This is a genomic window from Streptomyces sp. SCPE 10, assembly GCF_051980735.1.
Taxonomy (GTDB): domain Bacteria; phylum Actinomycetota; class Actinomycetes; order Streptomycetales; family Streptomycetaceae; genus Streptomyces; species Streptomyces misionensis.
In genome coordinates this window covers 7,867,047-7,887,239 of record NZ_CP197069.1, presented here as the reverse complement: position 1 = coordinate 7,887,239, position 20,193 = coordinate 7,867,047, and the positions used below count along the sequence as shown (strand labels likewise).

21 protein-coding genes and 1 pseudogene are annotated in these 20,193 nt (G+C 70.9%); 15 read left to right on the top strand and 7 right to left on the bottom strand.

Annotated features, from left to right (window positions below; translation table 11 throughout):
• The first annotated feature begins 33 nt into the window (after positions 1-33).
• The 6 genes from ACSP97_RS35780 (at position 34) to ACSP97_RS35755 (ending at position 7,338) form a co-directional block, all read left to right on the top strand.
• Entirely contained in the window at positions 34-1,278 is a 1,245-nt protein-coding gene (locus tag ACSP97_RS35780; protein WP_355328944.1) for a sugar ABC transporter substrate-binding protein, read from the top strand.
• A gap of 114 nt (positions 1,279-1,392) precedes the next feature.
• On the top strand, positions 1,393-2,376 hold the full coding sequence (locus tag ACSP97_RS35775) for a carbohydrate ABC transporter permease (RefSeq protein WP_358676491.1): 984 nt from the start codon (positions 1,393-1,395) through the stop codon (positions 2,374-2,376).
• Positions 2,376-3,194, top strand: coding sequence for a carbohydrate ABC transporter permease (locus ACSP97_RS35770; RefSeq protein WP_355151849.1), 819 nt, complete (start codon positions 2,376-2,378; stop codon positions 3,192-3,194). The genes ACSP97_RS35775 and ACSP97_RS35770 overlap by 1 nt, the downstream gene beginning before the upstream one ends.
• A gap of 184 nt (positions 3,195-3,378) precedes the next feature.
• Entirely contained in the window at positions 3,379-5,115 is a 1,737-nt protein-coding gene (locus tag ACSP97_RS35765; protein ID WP_440555942.1) for an RICIN domain-containing protein, read from the top strand.
• A gap of 428 nt (positions 5,116-5,543) precedes the next feature.
• On the top strand, positions 5,544-5,750 hold the full coding sequence (locus ACSP97_RS35760) for a hypothetical protein (protein WP_388311919.1): 207 nt from the start codon (positions 5,544-5,546) through the stop codon (positions 5,748-5,750).
• Positions 5,751-5,856: 106 nt separating this feature from the next.
• Positions 5,857-7,338 (top strand): SulP family inorganic anion transporter, encoded by a 1,482-nt coding sequence (locus tag ACSP97_RS35755; protein ID WP_388311922.1) that lies wholly within the window; start codon positions 5,857-5,859, stop codon positions 7,336-7,338.
• Positions 7,339-7,398: 60 nt separating this feature from the next.
• Here ACSP97_RS35755 and ACSP97_RS35750 read toward each other — a convergent pair.
• Both ACSP97_RS35750 and ACSP97_RS35745 read right to left on the bottom strand, forming a co-directional pair.
• Positions 7,399-7,494, bottom strand: a pseudogene (locus ACSP97_RS35750) (leucine zipper domain-containing protein); the annotation flags it as partial.
• Between the two features lie 3 nt (positions 7,495-7,497).
• Entirely contained in the window at positions 7,498-8,142 is a 645-nt protein-coding gene (locus tag ACSP97_RS35745) for a TetR/AcrR family transcriptional regulator (RefSeq protein WP_388295517.1), read from the bottom strand.
• Positions 8,143-8,192: 50 nt separating this feature from the next.
• On the opposite strand from ACSP97_RS35745, the gene ACSP97_RS35740 reads away from it, so the two are divergent.
• Complete coding sequence (locus tag ACSP97_RS35740; RefSeq protein ID WP_355527488.1) at positions 8,193-9,209, top strand: NADP-dependent oxidoreductase; 1,017 nt, start codon at positions 8,193-8,195, stop codon at positions 9,207-9,209.
• Positions 9,210-9,248: 39 nt separating this feature from the next.
• Here the strand turns inward: ACSP97_RS35740 and ACSP97_RS35735 are convergent, their stop codons facing one another.
• Positions 9,249-9,941: an SDR family NAD(P)-dependent oxidoreductase gene (locus tag ACSP97_RS35735; protein WP_355151854.1), complete on the bottom strand. Its 693-nt coding sequence runs from the start codon at positions 9,939-9,941 to the stop codon at positions 9,249-9,251.
• A gap of 128 nt (positions 9,942-10,069) precedes the next feature.
• Entirely contained in the window at positions 10,070-10,900 is an 831-nt protein-coding gene (locus ACSP97_RS35730; RefSeq protein ID WP_440555941.1) for a helix-turn-helix domain-containing protein, read from the bottom strand.
• Positions 10,901-11,208: 308 nt separating this feature from the next.
• On the opposite strand from ACSP97_RS35730, the gene ACSP97_RS35725 reads away from it, so the two are divergent.
• Positions 11,209-11,580, top strand: coding sequence for a hypothetical protein (locus ACSP97_RS35725; protein ID WP_355328933.1), 372 nt, complete (start codon positions 11,209-11,211; stop codon positions 11,578-11,580).
• Positions 11,581-11,759: 179 nt separating this feature from the next.
• Here ACSP97_RS35725 and ACSP97_RS35720 read toward each other — a convergent pair whose 3' ends face one another.
• The 3 genes from ACSP97_RS35720 to ACSP97_RS35710 all read right to left on the bottom strand — a co-directional run bounded on the left by ACSP97_RS35720 (position 11,760) and on the right by ACSP97_RS35710 (position 14,318).
• A complete protein-coding gene (locus ACSP97_RS35720; RefSeq protein WP_440555940.1) occupies positions 11,760-12,956 on the bottom strand; it encodes a 4-hydroxybenzoate 3-monooxygenase in 1,197 nt (398 codons plus the stop codon).
• A gap of 64 nt (positions 12,957-13,020) precedes the next feature.
• Positions 13,021-13,782: an IclR family transcriptional regulator gene (locus ACSP97_RS35715; protein ID WP_355527496.1), complete on the bottom strand. Its 762-nt coding sequence runs from the start codon at positions 13,780-13,782 to the stop codon at positions 13,021-13,023.
• Positions 13,783-13,853: 71 nt separating this feature from the next.
• Complete coding sequence (locus tag ACSP97_RS35710) at positions 13,854-14,318, bottom strand: MarR family winged helix-turn-helix transcriptional regulator (protein ID WP_358676469.1); 465 nt, start codon at positions 14,316-14,318, stop codon at positions 13,854-13,856.
• 264 nt (positions 14,319-14,582) lie between these two features.
• Here ACSP97_RS35710 and ACSP97_RS35705 point away from each other — a divergent pair, with 264 nt between their 5' ends.
• The 7 genes from ACSP97_RS35705 to pcaDC are packed head-to-tail and all read left to right on the top strand — an operon-like array spanning position 14,583 to position 20,035.
• Entirely contained in the window at positions 14,583-15,365 is a 783-nt protein-coding gene (locus tag ACSP97_RS35705; protein WP_355151860.1) for a CoA transferase subunit A, read from the top strand.
• Positions 15,365-16,033: a CoA transferase subunit B gene (locus tag ACSP97_RS35700; protein WP_355527498.1), complete on the top strand. Its 669-nt coding sequence runs from the start codon at positions 15,365-15,367 to the stop codon at positions 16,031-16,033. Before ACSP97_RS35705 ends, ACSP97_RS35700 begins: the two co-directional genes overlap by 1 nt.
• Complete coding sequence (locus ACSP97_RS35695; RefSeq protein WP_355527499.1) at positions 16,030-16,155, top strand: hypothetical protein; 126 nt, start codon at positions 16,030-16,032, stop codon at positions 16,153-16,155. The genes ACSP97_RS35700 and ACSP97_RS35695 overlap by 4 nt, the downstream gene beginning before the upstream one ends.
• A 43-nt stretch (positions 16,156-16,198) precedes the next feature.
• The gene (pcaH, locus tag ACSP97_RS35690; protein ID WP_355527501.1) at positions 16,199-16,972 is read left to right on the top strand and encodes a protocatechuate 3,4-dioxygenase subunit beta; all 774 of its coding nucleotides are present in this window, start codon (positions 16,199-16,201) and stop codon (positions 16,970-16,972) included.
• A gap of 5 nt (positions 16,973-16,977) precedes the next feature.
• Positions 16,978-17,583 (top strand): protocatechuate 3,4-dioxygenase subunit alpha, encoded by a 606-nt coding sequence (gene pcaG / locus ACSP97_RS35685; protein ID WP_440555939.1) that lies wholly within the window; start codon positions 16,978-16,980, stop codon positions 17,581-17,583.
• Positions 17,580-18,911 (top strand): 3-carboxy-cis,cis-muconate cycloisomerase, encoded by a 1,332-nt coding sequence (gene pcaB, locus ACSP97_RS35680; RefSeq protein ID WP_440555938.1) that lies wholly within the window; start codon positions 17,580-17,582, stop codon positions 18,909-18,911. The genes pcaG and pcaB overlap by 4 nt, the downstream gene beginning before the upstream one ends.
• Positions 18,908-20,035, top strand: coding sequence for a bifunctional 3-oxoadipate enol-lactonase/4-carboxymuconolactone decarboxylase PcaDC (gene pcaDC, locus ACSP97_RS35675; RefSeq protein ID WP_440555937.1), 1,128 nt, complete (start codon positions 18,908-18,910; stop codon positions 20,033-20,035). Before pcaB ends, pcaDC begins: the two co-directional genes overlap by 4 nt.
• Positions 20,036-20,193: the final 158 nt, after the last annotated feature.

Below are 20,193 nucleotides of genomic sequence, written 5' to 3'. Positions count from 1 at the left end.
CGCAGTGAAACACGCCGAGACAACGAGGTCACCGTGAGAAACAGCCGCCGTAGCCTGATCACCGCCGTCGCCGCCCTCGGCGCACTCACCTCCCTGGCCTCCTGCGGTGGTGGTGCCGGCTCGTCCACGTCCGGGAAGGCCGGCGGGACGTACACCTTCTGGGACCCGTACCCGCAGTTCGACGCCTCCTCCGCCTGGGGCAGGCTCGTCACCAAGTGCGGCGGCGACGCCGGGGTCAAGGTCAAGCGCACCGGTATGGACACCACGGACCTCGGCAACAAGGCGCTGCTCGCCGCCCAGCAGGGCAACGCCCCCGACGTCATGCTCGTCGACAACCCGGTCGTGTCCACACTGGTGGAGGCGGGAATCCTCAACAAGACCAGCGACCTGGGTCTGGACACGAAGCCGATCCAGAAGAACATCCTCGGCGGCGGAGAGGTCGACGGCGCGTCCTACGGTGTGCCGATCGGCGCGAACACACTGGCCCTCTACTACAACAAGAAGATCCTGTCCGCCGCGCACGTCGACCCCGCCTCCGTCAAGGACTGGGCCTCCCTGACGGCAGCCCTGAAGAAGGTCAAGGCGGCCGGGAAGAAGGGCATCACCTTCTCCGCGATCAACACGGAAGAGGGCAGCTTCCAGTTCCTGCCGTGGTTCTGGGGCGCCGGCGGCGACCTCACCAAGCTGAACTCCGACGAGGGCACGGCGGCGCTGTCCCTGTGGAAGCAGTGGGTCCAATCCGGGTACGCGCCCAAGGACGTGCTGCAGAACACGCAGACCACCAGCTGGCAGCAGTTCGCCACCGGGGACTACGCCTTCGGCGAGAACGGCACCTGGCAGCTCGGCAACGCGGGCAAGGCCGGTTTCGACTACGGGGTCATCGGCATCCCCGGCGAAAACGGCGGGGCGGCGCCCGTGCCGACCGGCGGCGAGTTCGTCACGGTGCCCGTGCAGAAGGACACCTCGCGCTACGGCGTCAGCACGAAGATCGTCACCTGCCTGACCAACTCCGCCAACCTGCTGACCACCGACAACACCCTGATGTATGTCGCGCCCACCACGGCGGTGCAGGCCGAGCAGGTCAAGTCGAACCCCCGGCTCGAGCCGTGGGTCAGGGCGGTGGCCGCGGCACGCGGTCGCACCAGCGGCGGCCTGGGCACCAAGTACCCGACCATCTCGCAGCCGATGTGGACCGCCGTCCAGGCCGCCCTGTCCGGCGGCAAGAGCCCCAAGGCCGCTCTCGACGCCGCGCAGACGGCCGTCGGCAAGGGCAACTGACGCGCGGCGCCCTCGTGGCACGCGCCCGGGGCCTCTTCTCCGAGCCGCACGGCACCCGCAACCGCCCGGACACCACCACGGCTCCGGGCAGGCCACCCGCATCCAGGAGTTCGCATGACCACCGCCCGCGTCGACCGCCGCCCACCGCGGTCACCGGTCAAGTCCGCGGTGACCGGCACCGGTGACCGAACGGACGCCTCGGCGTTCCGGCGCCGGCAGCGCCGCAGGAGCCGGCTCACCGCGCTGGCCTTCCTCGCCCCGCTGGTCCTCTACCTCGCCGCCTTCTACGTCTATCCCCTCTACCGCAATCTCGACCTGAGCCTGCGTGACTACACGGTCCGCTCGTTCGTGGCAGGCGACGCGCCCTTCTCCGGGCTGGACAACTTCCGGAGCGTCCTCGACGACCCCACGTTCGGTCCGGCGATGCGCCACACCATGATCTTCACCTTCGTGTCGATCGTGTTCCAGTACCTGGCCGGACTCGCCCTCGCGGTCTTCTTCAACCGGCACTTCCGGCTGGCCGGCACGCTCCGGGCACTGTTCCTGATCCCATGGCTGCTCCCGCTGATCGTGTCGGCGTCGACCTGGTCGTGGATGCTCAACAGCGAGTCCGGCGTCATCAACTACGCCCTCCATCTGGTGGGCGTCTCCCCCGTCGACTGGCTCAACTCCCCGAGCTGGGCGCTGACCTCGGTGATCGTCGCCAACATCTGGATCGGCATCCCGTTCAACCTCGTCATCCTCTACAGCGGTCTGCAGAACATCCCCGATGAGCTGTACGAGGCGGCGGCCCTGGACGGGGCGAGCACCTGGCAGCAGTTCCGGTGCATCACCTTTCCGTTGCTGCGGCCGGTGTCGGCCATCACCCTGCTGCTCGGTCTCGTCTACACCCTCAAGGTCTTCGACCTGATCTGGATCATGACCAAGGGCGGTCCGGGCGACGCCTCCTCCACCCTGGCGACCTGGTCCTATCAGCTCGGGTTCGGCACCCTGCTGCCGAAGTTCGGCCCCGGGGCCGCCGTCGGAAACATGCTCATCCTCATCGCCCTCGTCTTCGGGCTGCTGTACATCCGTGTCCAGAAGAGGCAGGAATCGTGATGTCTCGTACCAGGTCGGCCCGTCACACCGTCACAGGTCTCGTTCTCACCGCCCTGATGCTGTTCCCGGTGTACTGGATGCTCAACGTGTCCCTCACTCCGCAGCAGGACATGCGCAAGAGCCCGCCGGACCTGCTGCCCCTGCACCCCACGTTCGAGGGCTACCGGGCCGTGCTGAACGACCAGATGCCCTATCTCGGCACCAGCCTGCTCATCGGTCTGGGCACGGTCGTCCTCACGCTGCTCATCGCCGCCCCGGCCGGTTTCGCGCTGGCGAGACTCAGGCCCTACGGTGGGGGCGTCCTCGGCCTCGTCCTGCTGGTCGCCCAGATGATTCCCGGCATCGTCATGGCGATGGGCTTCTACGGCATCTTCCTCGACCTCGGTCTGCTGAACTCCTGGTGGGGTCTGATCGTCGCCGACTCGACCATCGCCGTGCCCTTCGGCGTCATGATCTTCACAGCCTTCATGTCCGGGATTCCCGGCGAACTCATCGCCGCGGCCCGCATCGACGGCGCCGGAACCCTGCGCACCTTCCTGTCCGTCGTCCTCCCGGTGAGCCGCAACGCCGTCGTCACGGTCTCCCTCTTCGGGTTCCTGTGGGCCTGGTCCGACTTCGTCTTCGCCAACACGCTCGACGGCGGCGGCGACCGGCGGCCGATCACCCTCGGCATCTACCACTACATCGGCAACAACAACCAGGAGTGGAACGCGATCATGGCCACGGCCGTCGTCGCCTCCCTGCCCGCGGCGATCCTCCTCGTCCTCGCCCAGCGCTACGTGGCCGCCGGGGTCACCGCGGGCGCCGTCAAGGACTGATCCCACGACGCCCGCCGCCCGCGGCCCACCGGCCGGACGGGACCGCGCTCCGCCCTCGGGCCCCGCGGAGCCGCCACCGTTCATGAGGGCCCTCGTCCCAGGCGACCGGCCGACCCCCGAGCCGCCGCCTCCCCGGCGCACCGCGCCACCGGCACGTCCACTTCCACCCCCAGGAGAGCCGCTGATGTCGGACCCGATCCCCCGTCACCGCCGCAGAGGAAACCCAGTCCGCACGATCGCCGCCACCCTCGCCACCGCCCTGGCCACCACCACCGTGATCCTGTCGGGCACGCCCGCCCAAGCCGCTCCCTCCACCCTCGTCGTCAACGCCAACCAGGTCCTGCGCCCGGTCACGCACGTGGCGACGGGCAGTCTGTACGGTCTGGCGAACGCCACGACCCCGGCCGACAACCTGGTGCAGGCGATCAAGCCGAACACCTTCGTACAAAAACCGCAGGGCGGTCGTCAGCAACCGACCGGCGACATCCTGACGGTGGCGCCGAAGGCGGCCAGAGCCGGAGCGAAGGTGGTCAACCGGTTGTCGGACTACTACGCCGGCTGGCCGTACCAGTTCAGCTGGAGCGACTGGCTGGGCGTGGTCGACGACCAGATCGCCAAGACCAAGGCATCGGGCATCACCAACCTGGCCGCGTACGCGCCCTGGAACGAGTCCGACAACACCTGGCTTTCCTCCAACGGCACGTTCGAGGACTTCTGGACCAGGACCTACCGCGAGATCAGGTCCAAGGACGCCACCACGCCGATCCAGGGCCCGAGCTTCTCGGACAACATCGGCGACATGGACAACTTCTTGAGAAACGCGGTCGCCACCAACACGGTGCCGGACATCATCGCCTGGCACGAGCTGACCAGGTCGTCGAAGATCGCCGGTGATGTGGCGACGGTGACCGCTCTGGAGAACAAGTACGGCATCAGTCCGCGGCCGATCGCGATCGAGGAGTACGCCGCCCCCTCCGAGGTGGGCGTTCCCGGTGCCCTGGTGGGCTACATCGCCAAGTTCGAGCGCCTGGGCGTCCACGACGCCGAACTCGCCTTCTGGAACCAGTCCGGGGCGCTCGGGGATCTGCTCACCGGCCAGGGCGGCAGCCCCAACGGCGCCTACTGGCTGTACAAGTGGTACGCCGACATGAGCGGCAGCATGCTCGTCACCACCCCGCCCGCCCAGACCGGTATCGACGGAGCCGCCTCCCGCAACAGTGCCGGCAACGAGATCGACGTCGTCTTCGGCGGCGGTTCCGGCGACTCGGCGGTGACCGTCAACGGACTGGGCTCGCTGTCGGCCTTCGGGTCGACCGTCCACGTCAAGGTCGAGTACACGCCTTCCCCGGGACGTACGGTGGCCGTGTCGGGGCCGACCACCCTCTCCGAGTCCGACTACGCCGTGAACAACGGCTCCATCACGGTTCCGGTATCCGCGAACAGCGCCTACGGCTACCACATCGTGATCACGCCCGGGAGCGGCAGCGGCACCACCCTTGACGGCAGCTACCAGATCACCAACAAGAACAGCGCCCTTGCACTCGACACCCGGAACGGGGCCACCAGCCAGGGCACTCCGGTCGACCAGGCCACCTCGGGCGGCTCGGCCACCCAGACCTGGACGCTGGTGTCCGCGGGCCCGGGCCTGTACAAGATCCGCAACCAGGCCAGTGGTCTGCTGCTGGGCATCACCAACGCGAGCACCTCGGCCGGCGGCACGGCGCTGATCTGGGGCGACAACGGCACCCCTGACCACCTGTGGCGGGTGCAGCCCGACGGCACCGGCTACTACAAGATCGTCAACTACAACAGCAACCTGCTCCTGGGCGTCCAGAACATGAGCACCGCCAGCGGCGCCCAAGTCCTCCAATGGGACGACAACGGCACCGCCGACCACCTGTGGAAGCTCAACCCGCGCTGACCCCCGTCGCCTGCCGGTTGCCGCCGCCCCGACGCCTTGTCCGTCGGGGCGGCGGCAACCGGCGGTGTGCGTTCCGACGCCCGGTGAGCCGACCGGAAAGGTTCGCCGGGGCTACCGACCAACGGGCCGGGAGCACTGGTCGGCTCGCCGTCAAGGGCAGGTTCGCGTCACGCGACCGACTCCTTTCACGCTCTCTTGCGCGTCTGGCGCACAGTTGACCCTGCAAAGCCCTCCGCTGAGTTAACGTGATTCTTGACCATTAATTGACCAACACTTGGTTCGTTCAGTGGGCGCGAAGTGACGGAAGGGAGGCGCATGTTCCCAGGTACAACGGGTGCGTGCATTGCTCGCCCTCCTTCGCGCGGCCTTGCTCGCACCCCAGCCCCTCGCACCAACGACAGGCTTCGCACCCGCGCACACGCTCAGCCATGCACAGGCCAGAGCCGAGCCCGGAACCGTCTCCCCCGCCCAGCCGGTGCGGGACGGCCGGCGAGGCGGCCACCATCGAGTACACCCACGCGGCGCACGGCCCGCCCGGCGCGACCGAGGACCCGGAGGTCGCCGAGGCCGTGCAGTGCCACGTCCTGACCCAGCTGCCACGGCTGCGCTCCCACCCTGCGTGGAGCGCGCCCTGACACGGGACCGGCTCGCGCTGCACAGCAGGTACGACGAGGTGCACACCGGCGCCGTCCGGACGCACCGCCCGCAGACAGACACCTTCGAGTCACTGTGAGAACGCCGATGACCCGTCAGAACATCACAGCGGTAGCCCGATTTCCGTATCTGCGGCAGGACTTCGCCGCCTCTCTCGTCGTCTTCCTGGTCGCACTGCCTCTGTGCGTGGGCGTGGCCGTCGCCTCCGGGGTCCCGGCCGAACTCGGTCTGGTCACCGGCATCGTGGGTGGTCTCGTCACCGGGCTGATGCGTGGCAGCAGCCTTCAGGTCTCGGGCCCGGCGGCCGGGATGTCCGTCCTCGTCTACGAGGCGGTCAAGGAGTTCGGGCTGCCCGTGCTCGGCACGATCGTGCTCGCCGCCGGCCTGCTCCAGGTGGGCATGGGCCTGCTCAGGATGGGCCGCTACTTCCGCGCGATCTCCGTCTCCGTCGTCGAGGGCATGCTGGCCGGGATCGGGCTGGTGCTGATCGCCGGTCAGCTGTACCCGGCGCTGGCCGCCAAGGCTCCGGGCTCCGGTCTCGGCAAGATCGCCGGCCTGCCCGGGGCGTTCTGGGACGCCCTCGGCGACACCAGGGCGCTGGTCTCGCTCGCGTTGTGCGCGGGCACGATCGCGGTGCTGTTGCTGTGGAAGCACGTGCCGGCCAAGGTGCGGACCGTGCCCGGGCCGGTGGCCGCGGTCGGCCTCGCCACGGTGGCCGCGTTCGCGCTCGGCCTGCCCGTGGCCACGGTGGAGGTGCGGGGCCTGTCGGGTTCGGTCCAGCCGCCACCGCTCGGCACGTTCGGCGAGCTGGCGGACGCCGGGATGCTCGGCACGGTCGTCGCGTTCACGCTGATCGCCTCGGCCGAGTCGCTGTTCAGCGCGGCCGCGGTGGACCGGCTGCATTCGGGGCCGCGCACTCGGTACGACCAGGAGCTGCTCGCTCAGGGCGTCGGCAACACCGTGTGCGGGCTGTTGGGCGCACTACCGATGACCGCGGTGATCGTGCGCAGCGCGGCCAACGTCCAGGCCGGCGCCCGCACGAAGGCATCGCGTGTGCTGCACGGGGTGTGGCTGCTGCTGTTCGCGGCGCTGCTGCCGGGCGTGCTCGCCTACCTCCCGATCCCGGCGCTCGCGGGCATCCTGATCCATTCGGGTGCCAAGCTCGTCCCGGTCCGGCCGCTGGCCGCGCTGTGGCGCGAGCACCGGGGCGAGGCGCTCGTCCTCTCCGTGACGGCCGTCGCCATCGTCGCGGTCAGCATGTTCGAGGGCGTGCTCATCGGCCTCGCCCTGTCGGTGGTCAAGGCTGCCTGGGAGGCCTCGTGCATCGAGCTGAAGGTCGTCGACACCGGCGCGGGCCCGGTGGACGCCCGGTTGTCGGGCAACGCGACCTTCCTGCGGCTGCCGAAGCTGCTGGACAGCCTGGAGTCGCTGCCTCAGGACCGCCCGGTCCGCTTGGACCTGTCCGGCCTCCACCACCTCGACCACGCCTGCCGTACGTCCCTGGAGAACTGGGCGGAGCGGCACAGCGCGGTGGGGACGGAACCGGTGCGGATGACGAAGGTCGCGTGACGCTCCGCCGATGACGCCCTGCCGGGCACCAGCCGGGGCAGGTGTCGCGCCAGGTGTCGCCTCGACCGCCGCCGGGGGGCGGCGGGGCTGGTGGTGCGGGCGGCTGGAGCGGTCGTCCATGCCCTTGGCGCCCGACTGCCGGTATCGGCCGGCCCATGGTCAAGAGGTCAGGTCCTGCGGTTCGTGGGAGCCCGGACGGCCATGGGACCGGAGGCCGTCCATCAGGAGGTCGAGCAGGCGGGCGGCCTTGGTCTCGTGTCCCGGCGGGGGGAACACGGTGAAGATGCCGATGAGCGAGGCGGCGACGTCATCCGCGGTCACATCGGAGCGGAGTTCCCCTGCCGCGCGGCCTGCGTCGAGGATCGTGCTGATGGCCGTCAGCAGCTCGGTCCGGGTCCGCGCATGGGTGATCTCACCCGATTCGACCATCGCGAGCAACGTGTCGAGCATGCCGTTCTTGGTGGCGATCCATTCCCCGAACAAGTCCATCCAGCGCCGCATCGCCGCAGCCGGGGGCAGCTGGCCGACTAGTTCGCGGGCGCCCGTCGTCAGACGGACGACCTGGTCCTGGTAGACCGCGTCGACGAGCGACTCCCTGGTCGGAAAATGCCGGTAGAGAGTGGCGATACCGACCCCTGCCTCGCGGGCGATCACGCGCATCGACGGCTCCGTGTCGGCCGACATGAAGACGCGAGTGGCCACCGCGAGGAGCTGGTCGCGGTTGCGGACCGCGTCCGCCCGCGGCGGGCGGACTCCCGCCCCATCAGAAACGGAGCGCGCTCCGTTTGTGCTACGGTCGTTCATGTAAACGGAGCATAGTCCGTTTCGCGGTGGAGCAAAGGAGACGAGCGCCCGTGCAGACACAGAGCAGGCAGCAAAGCGCAGGCGGCAGCAGGGCGGTCCGGCTCGATTCGTTCGGCGGCCCGGAGGTCCTGGACGTCCGCGAGGTTCCCGCGCCGCAGGCCGGACCGGGGCAGGTCCGTGTACGGGTCACCGCGGCCGGCCTGAACCCGATGGACTGGATCATGACCGCCGATGCGGACACCGCCGCCAGGTTCGGGCTGGCCCTGCCTGTCGGCTTCGGGACCGACTACGCGGGAGTGGTCGACCAGGTCGGTGACGGGGTGAGCGGCTTCGCGCCCGGCGACCGGGTGTTCGGGGGAGCCCTGTCCCGGGCGGTCGCCGACTTCGTGGTGGTCGACGCGGCCGGGGGGATCGCGGCGAACGAGGTCCACCACACACCCGACGGCGTCGACGACCGCACCGCCGCCACGCTCACCATCGCCGGCCGCACGGCATCCGCAGCCCTCGCCGCGATCGGCCCCGGCCCGGACGACACCGTGCTGATCGGTGGCGCCGGGGGTGGCGTCGGGGTGTTCGCCGTTCAGCTGGCGCGGCTCGCCGGAGCGCGCGTGATCGGGACGGGATCGGCGACCTCGGCCGACTACCTGCGCGGCCTCGGAGCCGAACCGGTCGCCTACGGCGACGGCCTGGCCGATCGGGTCCGGGCCCTCGCTCCCGGCGGTGTCACCGCCGCCCTCGACCTGCACGGAACCGAGACCGTGCACGTCGCGAGGGAACTGGGCGTCCCGGACAGCCGCATCTGCACCATCGCCGCGCAGGTCGAGGGCGTGGCCGCGGGAAACGGCGCGAACGCGGCCCCCGGAGCCCTGGAAGAGATCGCCGGCATGGTCGCCGCGGGCCGGCTGCGGGTGCCTCTCGCGGGTGTCTTCCCGATCGAGCAGATCCGCCGTGCGGTCGAGCTCCAAGCCGGCCGGCACGCGCGGGGCAAGGTCGTCATCGACCTGTGCGCCGCGGGTCCTCGCGACGATGAACGCGATGTCGTCGTCGCTGACCAGGCACGGGTGTAAGGCCGTCAGGCCGGCGGTCGGGGCGGGTCAGGGTCAGGATCACCAGGGGAGGGTGCCGGAACGGTCGACGAACTGTCCGGTGGGGCCGTCCGGGCCGATCGTCGCGAGGGCCACGATGGATTCGGCGCCCTCGGCCACACTGTGCCCGACGCCCCCGGTGAAGTCGGTGGCGGTCTGGCCGGGATCGGCGGCGTTGACCTTCATGTCCTTGAGTTCCCTGGCGTACTGCGTCGTGAGCATGGTGACCGCCGCCTTCGACGCGGCGTAGAGGGGCAGGGCGTACTGCGACTCGATCCGAGCCGGGTCCTGGGTCATGCCGAACGAGCCCATTCCGCTGGACACGTTGACGATGACAGGGTGCGACGACTTGCGCAGCAGCGGCAGGAAGGCGTGCGTGACGCGCACGACGCCGACGACGTTCACGTCGAGGACGGCGCTCATGTCGGCCGCCGTGTACTCCTCGACGGGCCCGACCCGGCCGAGCACGCCGGCGTTGTTGACCAGGACGTCGATGGCCCCTTCGTGCGCCGCGACATCGGCCGCGGCGGCCTCAACCGAGGCGTCGTCGGTCACGTCGATCCGGACGAACCGGGCGCCCAGTGATGCGGCCGCGGCCCGGCCGCGTTCGGCATCACGGGCGCCGACGACGACGGTGTGCCCCGCCTCGACGAGACGACGGGCGGTCTCCAGACCGAGGGACTTGTTGGCTCCGGTGATGAACGTGGTGGTCATGCTGGCTTCTCCGCTCCGAACAGCACCGTGGTGCGCTGTTCACGGACTCGATGCTGCGCCCCCGGGAGCCTGATCGGGAGCCACGGTGCTTCCTGGTACAGCGCGTACCACCCACGCAAGCGGGCCCCTCACCGCCGAAGGGGCGTCTTCTGGACGCCTACGGCGGTGAGCAGATCCAGTTTGCCGCGGGCGTCGGTACCCGGCTGCGGGGTGTACACCACGAGTCGGAGATCGCCCTGGGTGGTCAGCACATCGGAGATCAGGGCGATGTCTCCGACCTCGGGGTGTTCGGCGTACTTGCGCGCACTCTCGTGACCGCCCACCGACCGGCTGCTCCACAATTCACGGAACCGCGCACTGCGGCCGAGCCTCTCGATCAGCGCCGGCAGCTCGGGGTCGTCGGGGTACCTGCCGGTCGTGGCACGGAGGTCGGCGATGAGCGACTCCTCGAACGCCGCCCGCTCGGACGCCGTCTGCCGCACGCGCGGCAGCTCACCCAGGAACACCCACACCAGGACGTTGCGCTCCTGCGACTCATGGACGGCCAGCTCACCGAATGTGGCCGCGAACAGCTGGTTCCAGTGCAGCAGCCGCCAGGTGGCGTCGTAGAGCGCCAATGGATTGGCGGCGAGCTGGTCCATGATCCGGTGCAGGTTCGCCGGGACCACACGCGGGACCCGCCGGGGGTCTGCGACGTGGCCGGCCATCCGCAAGAGGTGGGCGTGCTCGTCGTCGGACAGCCGCAGGGCGCGGGCCAGTGCGGAGCACACCTGCGCCGAGGGTGTCCGCACCCGCCCCTGCTCGAGCCGGACCACGTACTCGACCGAGATGCCGGCCAGCATGGCGAGCTCCGCACGCCGCAGGCCGGGAACCCGTCGGGATGTCCCGTGCGCCCACCCCACCTGCGCGGGATCCAGCCGATCCCGCCACGCCCGCAACGCGTCACCGAGTTGATTCATGCACGCCATCATCCGTCACCCCCGTCGCGCAGCCGGGTGGGACCCGGTGCACCAGGAAGCCCCGTAGCTTACGCCGACGTAGGGCCGGCGCCGTCGGGCGGGTTCCGCCGGCTTCCGGAGCGACGGCGCCCGGTCCCGGTGCCGAGCGGTGCGCCTCGTCGGTCTGCTGCATTGGCAGCACCGAGGTCACCGGGTAGGAGGAACCAGCCCCCCGCCACCAAGCCGGCACCACCGCCCCGGTGTGACGATCACAAGGAGATGACACCACGGCTCCGGCCGATGACCCTGCCCGTCAGGAGGACCCAAGGATGAACCCCACTGTGAAACGCGTTCTCGGTGTCGCCGCGGCGCTCGCCATAGGCACGCTGGCCCCGCTCGCGACCGCTGCTTCCCCCGCCGTCGCCGCCGAAGGCGCGCATTGCGCCCGTGCCGAACAGGACGTGTGGGACAGCGGGCCCAGCCGCAACGTGACCGCCCGGGGCTGCACCATCCCGTCCCACGGGCATCGGTGGTACACCGTGGAGATCGACACCCTCATCGAGCGCCACTACAAGGGTGAGAGCGTGGAGACGGGAGTCGACCGGTCCACGACCGTGCACGGCAGGACCATCAGATGCCTCGGCCACACCTCCGGCGACGGCACCGGCACGGTCGACTGGTTCGGCTGCCCGCCCGTCTGACACGCCCGCTTCCACCGCCCGACCCCCGCCGCCGGAACGGTCCTTCAGGAGGACCGCTGTCCGGCGGCGGACGACACCGGAGATTCCTTGGAAGGGCACGGAGACGATGCCCCCTTCGACGGACCCCGGTGACGTCGCCGAACTGGTTCGCAGCCGGCACCGGCAGGACGGTGCCCGGCTCATCGCCCTTGCGGCCAACCGGTGTACGCCTCGGCGAGGTAGGCCGACCCCGCGGTGGAGCCGGTCACCGCGGCCAACTCCCCCTCCTGGCGCCGGACGTCGAACGGGGTGGCCTCCGGCAGCGTGTGCAGCATGGTGGTCATCCAGTACGAGAAGTGCTGTGCCTTCCAGACCCGGCGCAGTGCCCGCTCGCTGTAGGAGGCGAGCGGGGCGATGTCACCGCGGGTGACCGCCCTCTCGAGTTCCTGGGCCAACACGCGCACATCGGCGAGTGCCAGGTTGAGGCCCTTGGCGCCGGTCGGCGGCACCGTGTGCGCGGCATCGCCGGCCAGCACCAGCCGCCCATGGTGCATCGGCTCCTGGACGAAGCTGCGGAAGGGCAGGACGGCCTTGGAGATGATCGGCCCTTCCTCCAGGCGGTGGCCGTTGGCCCCGACCCGCGACTGGAGTTCGTCCCAGATCCGGTCGTCGGACCAGGCCGCGGTGTCCTCCGCGGGGTCGCACTGGAAGTACATCCGCTGGACGGTCTCGGTGCGCCGGCTGATCAGCGCGAAGCCTCCCGGGGAGTGGTTGTAGATCAGCTCCGGTGCGCTGGGCGGTGCCTCGGTGAGGATCCCGAACCAGGCGAAGGGGTATGCGCGGAAGTACTGCGTGCGCGCCGCTTCCGGTACCTCGCGGCGGCACAGGCTTCGCGATCCGTCGGCGCCCACCAGGAAGTCGGCGCGGACCTCGTGGCCGACACCGTCGGCGTCGGTGAAGCGCAGAACGGGCGAGTCGGAGACGATGTCGTCGACCGACACGTCGGTGACGCCGAACCGGACGTCGCCGCCGTCGCGCTCCCGGGCGTCGGCGAGGTCGATGAAGACGTCCGTCTGGGGGTAGAGCTGGGTCGAGGCACCGACCAGGTGCTGGAAGTCGATGCGGTGACTGCCCCCGCCGAAGGCCAGTTCGATGCCGTCGTGGCGGTGACCGTCCCGGTGCACCCGCGCGGAGACGCCGGTGCCGACCAGGAGGTCGACGGAGTCCTGCTCGAGGATTCCGGCGCGGTGCGTCTGCTCGATCTCCCGGCGGCTGCGCAGATCGACCACGACCGAGTCGATCCCGGCCCGGGCGAGCAGGTGGGAGAGCATGAGTCCGGCGGGGCCGGCTCCGACGATGCCGATCTGCGTGCGGCTTCGGATGCGTGACGAGGTCATGGCCGGCATTCTCGAACCGCCCGGTCGCTTCGACCACCCTGTTCTTCCGTCCAGTGGAAGCCGGTCAGCCGTCCACCGGTCCCGGGATGCTGCGCCCGATGCCCCGCGCCGCCACGTGCAGGGCGCTGACCAGCCTCCCCCGGTCACGCTTGAGTCGGGGAAGTACGATCCCGAGTGCGGCCACCACGTCACCACCGGCCCGGATCGGCACGGCCACGGAGCACGCGCCCAGGGTCATCTCCTCCACCGTCGTGGCGAAGTCGTCCTCGCGTACCTTCTCCAGTTGGCGCAGCAACCGGCCCGGCTGGATCACCGTGTACGGCGTCATCCGTGGCAGGTCGTCGAGCACCTGTTCTTGGACACCGGTCGGCGCGTACGCGAGCAGTACCTTGCCGACCCCCGTCGCGTGCAGGGGCAGCCGCGATCCGATCGCGCTGACCACCGGCACCGAGGCGTGTCCGGAGAGCCGGTCGACGTACAGGGCCCGCCGGCCGTCGCGTACCGCGAGGTGGACGGTGGCCCGGGTCGCGCCGTACAGGTCGTGGAGGTACGGCGAGGCGATCCGCCCCAGCCCCGTGTGCACCGGCGCGAGCAGGCCGATGTCCCACAGTCGGCGTCCGACGACGTACGTGCCCGACTCGGTGCGGCTCAGCGCCCCCCAGGCGACGAGGTCGGCGACCAGCCGGTGCGCTGTCGCGGTGGGGAGGCCGGCCCGGGCCGCGAGATCGGTGAGGCCGAGCTGACGGTGCCGCTCGTCGAAGGCGCCGAGGATGGCCAGGGCGCGGCTGGTCACCGAGCGCCCGCGGTTCGCGGCGTTGCCGGCCATGGCAGACGTCCTTCCGCTCGGTGGGCGGTGAGCCCGGGCGACGGCCCGTCACCGCTCCTCGTTGGCTGCCTTCAGGCTCGGGTGGCCAGGTGGTCCGCCGGCGCGCGGAGTTCGTCGGCGGCGTCGGCCACGCGCCGGATGAGGTCGAGGAAGTGGGCCTGCTCCTCGGTGGAGAGCGGTGCCAGGAACACCTGGTTCATCCGGGCGGTGCGCACGGTCAGCTTGCGGTGGACGCGCACGCCGTCGTCGGTCAGACGCAGCAGGAAACGTCGGCCGTCCTGCGGATCACGGTCCTTGTCGAGGAATCCGCGCCGGATGAGCCGACTGATCACCTCGGCGATGGTGGAGCGGTCGAGGCCGACCCGCTCGCCCACCGTGCGCTGGTCGAGGCCGGGTTCGGCGACGAGCGTGTTGAGGACCGCGAACTGCGGTGAGGTGATCTCCTCGGAGACCATCGTCGTCCACAGCAGGTGGTGTGCCTGCTGGAGCCGCCGGGCGAGGTGCCCGGGGTGGGTGTTCAGGTCCACCGCCGCCATCTGTGCTCCTCGTCTCAGGCGTCAGCGCGTCGGTCCGCAGGTCGGCCGGATTCACTCCGTGCACTGAACGATAACAGTGACCGGACTGTACGCCCAGGGTTCTTCCGGTGCACCTGCATGCGTCGTACACCCCGTAGTGGGCAGGAGTCTTGACGACCCTCCCGGGAAGTGGCAGCGTACGGAAACCTCACAGAGACAGTCAGTGTACTGACTACTTGTCCTGACTACCTGCACTACTCGCGCAGGAGAAATGGGGCCGCACCGATGGACAAGGTGGTGCCGACAGCAGCCGAGGCAGTGGCGGACGTGCCGGACGGCGCGTCGCTGGCGGTCGGCGGATTCGGGTTGAGCGGCGTGCCGAACGTACTGATCCATGCCCTGTACGAACGCGGGGTCCGCCGACTGGGCATCGTCTCCAACAACTGCGGAGCGCTGGACTCGGGACTCGCGGTGCTGCTGGCGGCCGGCCGGATCGCCCGCGTGACCGGGTCGTACATCGGCGCCAACAAGGAGTTCGCGCGGCAGTATCTGGCCGGCGAGCTGGAGGTCGAGATGATTCCGCAGGGCACGCTGGCCGAGCGGCTGCGCGCCGGCGGGGCCGGGATCCCCGCCTTCTACACCCCGGCCGGCGTGGGCACGCAGATCGCCGACGGCGGACTGCCGTGGCGCTACGACGGAAACGGCGGGGTGGCACTTGCTTCGCCGCCCAAGGAGGTCCGCGAGTTCGACGGCACCGAGTACGTGCTGGAGCGCGGCATCCGCACCGACTTCGCCCTCGTCCGGGCCGCCAGGGGTGACCGGCACGGGAACCTCGTGTTCGGCAAGTCCGCGCGGAACTTCAACCCGCTGGCCGCGATGGCCGGGCGCGTCACGATCGCCGAGGTCGAGGAGCTCGTCGAGCCCGGCGAGATCGACCCCGACGCGGTGCACCTGCCGGGCATCTTCGTGCAGCGGGTGGTCGCGCTCACCGCGGAGCAGGCGGCGGACAAGCAGATCGAACGGCGCACGGTCTCCGCGCCTTCGGCACGAGGAACGGTGAGCGGCTGATGGCCTGGACGCGTGAAGAGATGGCCGCCCGCGCGGCCCGGGAACTGAAGGACGGCCAGTACGTCAACCTCGGCATCGGCCTGCCCACCCTGATCCCGAACCATCTGCCGCAGGGCGTCGAGGTCGTTCTGGAATCGGAGAACGGCATCCTGGGAACCGGCCCGTACCCGACCGACGACCAGGTCGACCCCGATCTGATCAACGCGGGCAAGGAGACCGTCACGGTCCTGCCCGGTGCGTCCTTCTTCGACTCCTCCCTGTCGTTCGCGATGATCCGCGGCGGACACATCGACGTCGCCGTGCTCGGCGCCATGCAGGTCTCCGAGAAGGGCGACCTGGCGAACTGGGCCGTCCCCGGCAAGATGATCACCGGGATCGGCGGCGCGATGGACCTGGTCCACGGCGCCCGGACCGTCATCGTCGTGATGACACACACCGCGAAGGACGGCTCACCGAAGATCCTGGCCGAGTGCGCGCTGCCGCTGACGGGCAGGGCGTGCGTGAACCGGATCATCAGCGATCTCGGAGTGCTGGACGTGACCCCCGACGGACTGGTGCTCGTGGAGACCGCGCCGGACGTCACCGTGGACGAGATCGTCACGAAGACCGCCGCCGAGGTCCGTGTCCCCCGGGAACTCGCGGACCGCGCCGGGGAGATGGCGTCATGAGCCCGCGCGACGTCTCCACCGTCCTCGCCGGCGGTGTGGGATCGATGACGGGCAGCGGAGTCGGCGTCGCCGCCCTCCGCATCGGCGTCGGCCGGGGCCTCGCCCTCGTCCTCGAACGCTGACTCCAGGCCCAAGCGCTTTCAGGACAAAGGAGTTCGGGCACCCATGGCCCTCACACAGCACGACATCGACCGGGAGATCGCGGCCGAGCGCGCCGCGTACGAGAAGCGGGTCGCCGACGGCGCGCCCGTCGAGCACCATCCACGCCGCGACTACGCGCCGTACCGCTCCTCGGCGCTGCGCCACCCGAAGCAGCCGCCGATCGCCATCGACGTCTCCAAGGACCCGGAGATGGTGGAGCTGTACTCCCCCGCGTTCGGGGAGCGGGACATCACCGGGATCGACAACGACCTCACCCGGCAGCACACCGGCGAGCCCGTCGGCGAACGCATCACCGTCTCCGGACGGCTGCTGGACCGCGCCGGCCGTCCCGTGCGCGGCCAGCTCATCGAGATCTGGCAGGCCAACTCGGCCGGGCGGTACGCGCATCAGCGCGAGCAGCACGACGCCCCGCTGGACCCGAACTTCACCGGGGTGGGCCGCACCCTCACCGACCCGGACGGCTTCTACCGCTTCACCACCATCCAGCCGGGCCCGTACCCCTGGCGCAACCACCTCAACGCCTGGCGGCCGGCACACATCCACTTCTCCGTCTTCGGATCGGCCTTCACCCAGCGGCTCGTGACACAGATGTACTTCCCGAACGATCCGCTCTTCCCGTACGACCCGATCCTGCAGTCGGTGACGGACGACGCGGCGCGGCAGCGGCTGGTCGCGACGTACGACCACAGTCTGTCGGTGCCGGAGTTCTCGCTCGGCTACCACTGGGACATCGTGCTGGACGGGCCGAACGGCACCTGGATGGAAGAAGGGCGCTGACCACCATGACGAACACCTACACCACCGCCGCGGACGGCGTGCTGCCCACTCCCTCACACACCGTCGGCCCCTTCTACGGCTACGCGCTGCCGTTCCCCGGCGGCGAGGACATCGCACCGGCGGGACACCCGGACACCGTCACCCTGCACGGGTACGTGTACGACGGCGAGGGCCGGCCGTTGCCGGACGCGCTCCTGGAGCTGTGGGGGCCGGACCCGCAGGGGAACGTGCCGACAACGGACGGCTCCCTGCGGCGGGATCCGGCGAGCGGTGGCTTCCTCGGCCGGAACGGCGTGGAGTTCACCGGCTTCGGGCGGATCCAGACCGACGCGAACGGCCACTGGTACGCCCGTACGCTGCGCCCCGGGGCTCGCGGCGGCAGCGCGCCGTACCTCAGTGTCTGCGTGTTCGCGCGGGGTCTGCTGGTGCACCTGTTCACCCGGATCTACCTGCCGGGCGACGAGGCGGCGCTGACGGCGGACCCGCTGCTGTCCCGCCTCGACGCCGGACGGCGCGACACGCTGGTCGCGGCCGAGGAGGGCGCCGCCACGTACCGTTTCGACATCCGCCTTCAGGGTGAGGGCGAGACGGTCTTCCTGGAGTTCCAGTGACATCAGCCGACATCGACGCCGGTCTGCTCGCCCCCGGGTGGGCCGGTTCCCCGGCCGCCGCGGAGACGTCCGACACGGCGTTCCTGCGCGCGCTGCTCGACGCGGAGGTCGCGCTGACCCGCGCCCAGGCGGCCCTGGGACTCGCGCCCGAAGGAGCGGCGACAGCGGTGTCGGAGGCCGCCGACACGGCCGGTTTCGATGTCGCTTCCCTCGCCGAGCGGGCCCGGGACGGCGGCAACCCGGTGATTCCGCTGGTCGCGGAGCTGACCCGGGCGGCCGGCACGGAGCACGGCCCGTACGTGCACCGGGGGGCGACCAGCCAGGACATCATGGACACGGCGATGATGCTGGTCGCCGCGCGCACCCTGGACCTCGTCCTCGGCGACCTCGGGCGCACCGAGCGTGCGCTCGCACGCCTCGCCGCCCGGCACCGCGACACGCCGATGCCGGGGCGCACGCTGACCCAGCACGCCGTACCGACGACGTTCGGGCTGAAGGCGGCCGGGTGGCGCTCCCTGGTGTTGGACGCCCGGGACCGGGTGACGGCGGTACGCGCCTCACTGCCCGCGCAACTCGGCGGCGCGGCCGGAACGCTGGCGGCCTTCTCCGCGTACGGGGCCGAGGACGCCACCGCGCTGCCGGGCACGTATGCCCGTGAACTCGGCCTGGCGGAGCCGCTGTTGCCCTGGCACACGCTGCGCACGCCGGTCGCCGACCTCGCCGGCTGCCTGGCCTTCACGGCCGGCGCGCTGGGCAAGGCGGCCGTGGACGTGCTCACCCTGTCCCGTACCGAGATCGGCGAGGTGGCGGAGGGGAGCGGCGGCGGCTCGTCGGCCATGCCGCACAAGGCGAACCCGGTGCGCGCCACGCTGATCGCGTCCGGTGCCCGCCGCGCCCCGCAGCTCGCGGCGACGCTGCACGGCTCACTGGTGGCCGAGGACGAGCGGCCGGCCGGGGCCTGGCACGCCGAGTGGGAGACGTTGCGGGACCTGCTCCGCCTGGTGGGCGGCGCCGCCCGGCACGCGGCCGAACTGACCGAGGGGCTGCGGGTGCGGCCGGAGGTCATGGAGGAACACCTCCGGCTCACCCACGGGCTGATCGTCTCCGAGCGGCTGTCCGCCGAACTGGCGCCCGTGCTCGGACGCGCCCGCGCGAAGGAGCTGATCACCGATGCCGCCGAGCGCACGTACGCAGAGGGCCGGTCCCTGGCCGAAGTCCTCTCCGACGAAAAGGAGTTGGCCGGCGTCGACCTCGGCGAGCTGACCGACCCCGCCCGCTACACGGGCTCCGCCGGAGCCCTCACCGACCGTGCTCTGGAGCGACGTTGACCGACATCCTGCTCAACCACCGTGTCGAAGGCCCCGCTTCCGCTCCGGCTCTGCTGCTCGGCCCCTCGCTCGGCACCTCGTACGCCCTGTGGGACAAGGTGGCGCCCGAGCTTTCCGCCGCGCACCGCGTGGTGCGCTGGGACCTGCCCGGGCACGGCGGCTCGGCGGCCGGGCTGATCGGGGCCGGTGCGACCGTCGGCGATCTCGCCGGGCTGGTTCTCGCGCTCGCCGACGCCCTCGGCATCGAGCGGTTCGCGTACGCGGGCGTCTCCCTGGGCGGTGCGGTGGGGCTGCACCTGGCCGTGCACCACCCGGACCGGCTGTCGTCGCTGGCCGTGATCTGCTCCTCGGCCCACTTCAACGGCGCCAAGCCGTGGGAGGAGCGGGCGGCGCTCGCGCGGAGGCAGGGGCTCGCCGACCTCGCGGAGGGCGCGGACGCCCGCTGGTTCACGCCGGGCTTCACCGTGCCGGGGCTGGTCCGCGATCACCGGGAGGCGGACCCGGAGGCGTACGCCGCCTGCTGCGACGCGCTGGCCGCGTTCGACCTGCGCGATCGCCTCCCGGAGATCACGGTCCCTCTGCTGGCCATCGCCGGGCGGGAGGATCCGGCCACTCCGCCGGCGCATCTGCGGGAGATCGCGGACGCCGTCGCGGGTGCGGCGCTCGTGGAAATCCCCGGCGCCTCGCACCTGGCACCCGCCGAGCGCCCGGAGGCCGTCCTGACGGCGCTGCGCGCCCACTTCTCCGGCACCGCCGGACGTGGCATGGAGGTGCGCCGCGAGGTGTTGGGCGACGCGCACGTGGACCGCGCGCAGTCCCGGCAGACGCCGTTCACGGCACGCTTCCAGGACTTCATCTCCCGCTACGCCTGGGGCGAGATCTGGACCGACCTCACCCTCACCCGCCGCGAGCGCAGCATGATCACGCTCACGGCACTGGTCGCGCACGGCCACTACGACGAGTTCGCCATGCACGTACGGGCGGCGCGGCGCAACGGGCTCACCGTCGAGGAGATCGGCGCGGTGCTGCTCCAGACGGCCGTGTACTGCGGGGTGCCGGCGGCCAACTCCGCGTTCGCGGCGGCGCAACGGGTGCTCGCGGAGGACGACGCGGACCGAACCTGACGAGCGGCGCGGGGCCGCCGGCACCGCCCGTTCCGGCTACCGGCTACCGGCTACCCGGGACCGTCGCGGGCAGGAGATCACGTACGCCCTGCAAGCCGGCGCACCGCCGGGATGGGTGGGAACTCTGGCGCGTGTGCCTCCGGACGTGGGAATTCCCG

Coding starts and splice junctions, on each gene's coding strand:
- ACSP97_RS35745 (WP_388295517.1), bottom strand. CDS start 8,142: ATGAACGACCGTAGCACAAACGGAGCGCGCTCCGTTTCTGATGGGGCG.
- ACSP97_RS35705 (WP_355151860.1), top strand. CDS start 14,583: ATGGACAAGGTGGTGCCGACAGCAGCCGAGGCAGTGGCGGACGTGCCG.
- ACSP97_RS35695 (WP_355527499.1), top strand. CDS start 16,030: ATGAGCCCGCGCGACGTCTCCACCGTCCTCGCCGGCGGTGTGGGATCG.
- ACSP97_RS35725 (WP_355328933.1), top strand. CDS start 11,209: ATGAACCCCACTGTGAAACGCGTTCTCGGTGTCGCCGCGGCGCTCGCC.
- pcaG (WP_440555939.1), top strand. CDS start 16,978: ATGACGAACACCTACACCACCGCCGCGGACGGCGTGCTGCCCACTCCC.
- pcaH (WP_355527501.1), top strand. CDS start 16,199: ATGGCCCTCACACAGCACGACATCGACCGGGAGATCGCGGCCGAGCGC.
- ACSP97_RS35720 (WP_440555940.1), bottom strand. CDS start 12,956: ATGACCTCGTCACGCATCCGAAGCCGCACGCAGATCGGCATCGTCGGA.
- ACSP97_RS35775 (WP_358676491.1), top strand. CDS start 1,393: ATGACCACCGCCCGCGTCGACCGCCGCCCACCGCGGTCACCGGTCAAG.
- ACSP97_RS35700 (WP_355527498.1), top strand. CDS start 15,365: ATGGCCTGGACGCGTGAAGAGATGGCCGCCCGCGCGGCCCGGGAACTG.
- ACSP97_RS35730 (WP_440555941.1), bottom strand. CDS start 10,900: ATGAATCAACTCGGTGACGCGTTGCGGGCGTGGCGGGATCGGCTGGAT.
- ACSP97_RS35765 (WP_440555942.1), top strand. CDS start 3,379: ATGTCGGACCCGATCCCCCGTCACCGCCGCAGAGGAAACCCAGTCCGC.
- ACSP97_RS35735 (WP_355151854.1), bottom strand. CDS start 9,941: ATGACCACCACGTTCATCACCGGAGCCAACAAGTCCCTCGGTCTGGAG.
- ACSP97_RS35760 (WP_388311919.1), top strand. CDS start 5,544: ATGCACAGGCCAGAGCCGAGCCCGGAACCGTCTCCCCCGCCCAGCCGG.
- ACSP97_RS35715 (WP_355527496.1), bottom strand. CDS start 13,782: ATGGCCGGCAACGCCGCGAACCGCGGGCGCTCGGTGACCAGCCGCGCC.
- ACSP97_RS35770 (WP_355151849.1), top strand. CDS start 2,376: ATGTCTCGTACCAGGTCGGCCCGTCACACCGTCACAGGTCTCGTTCTC.
- ACSP97_RS35755 (WP_388311922.1), top strand. CDS start 5,857: ATGACCCGTCAGAACATCACAGCGGTAGCCCGATTTCCGTATCTGCGG.
- ACSP97_RS35710 (WP_358676469.1), bottom strand. CDS start 14,318: ATGGCGGCGGTGGACCTGAACACCCACCCCGGGCACCTCGCCCGGCGG.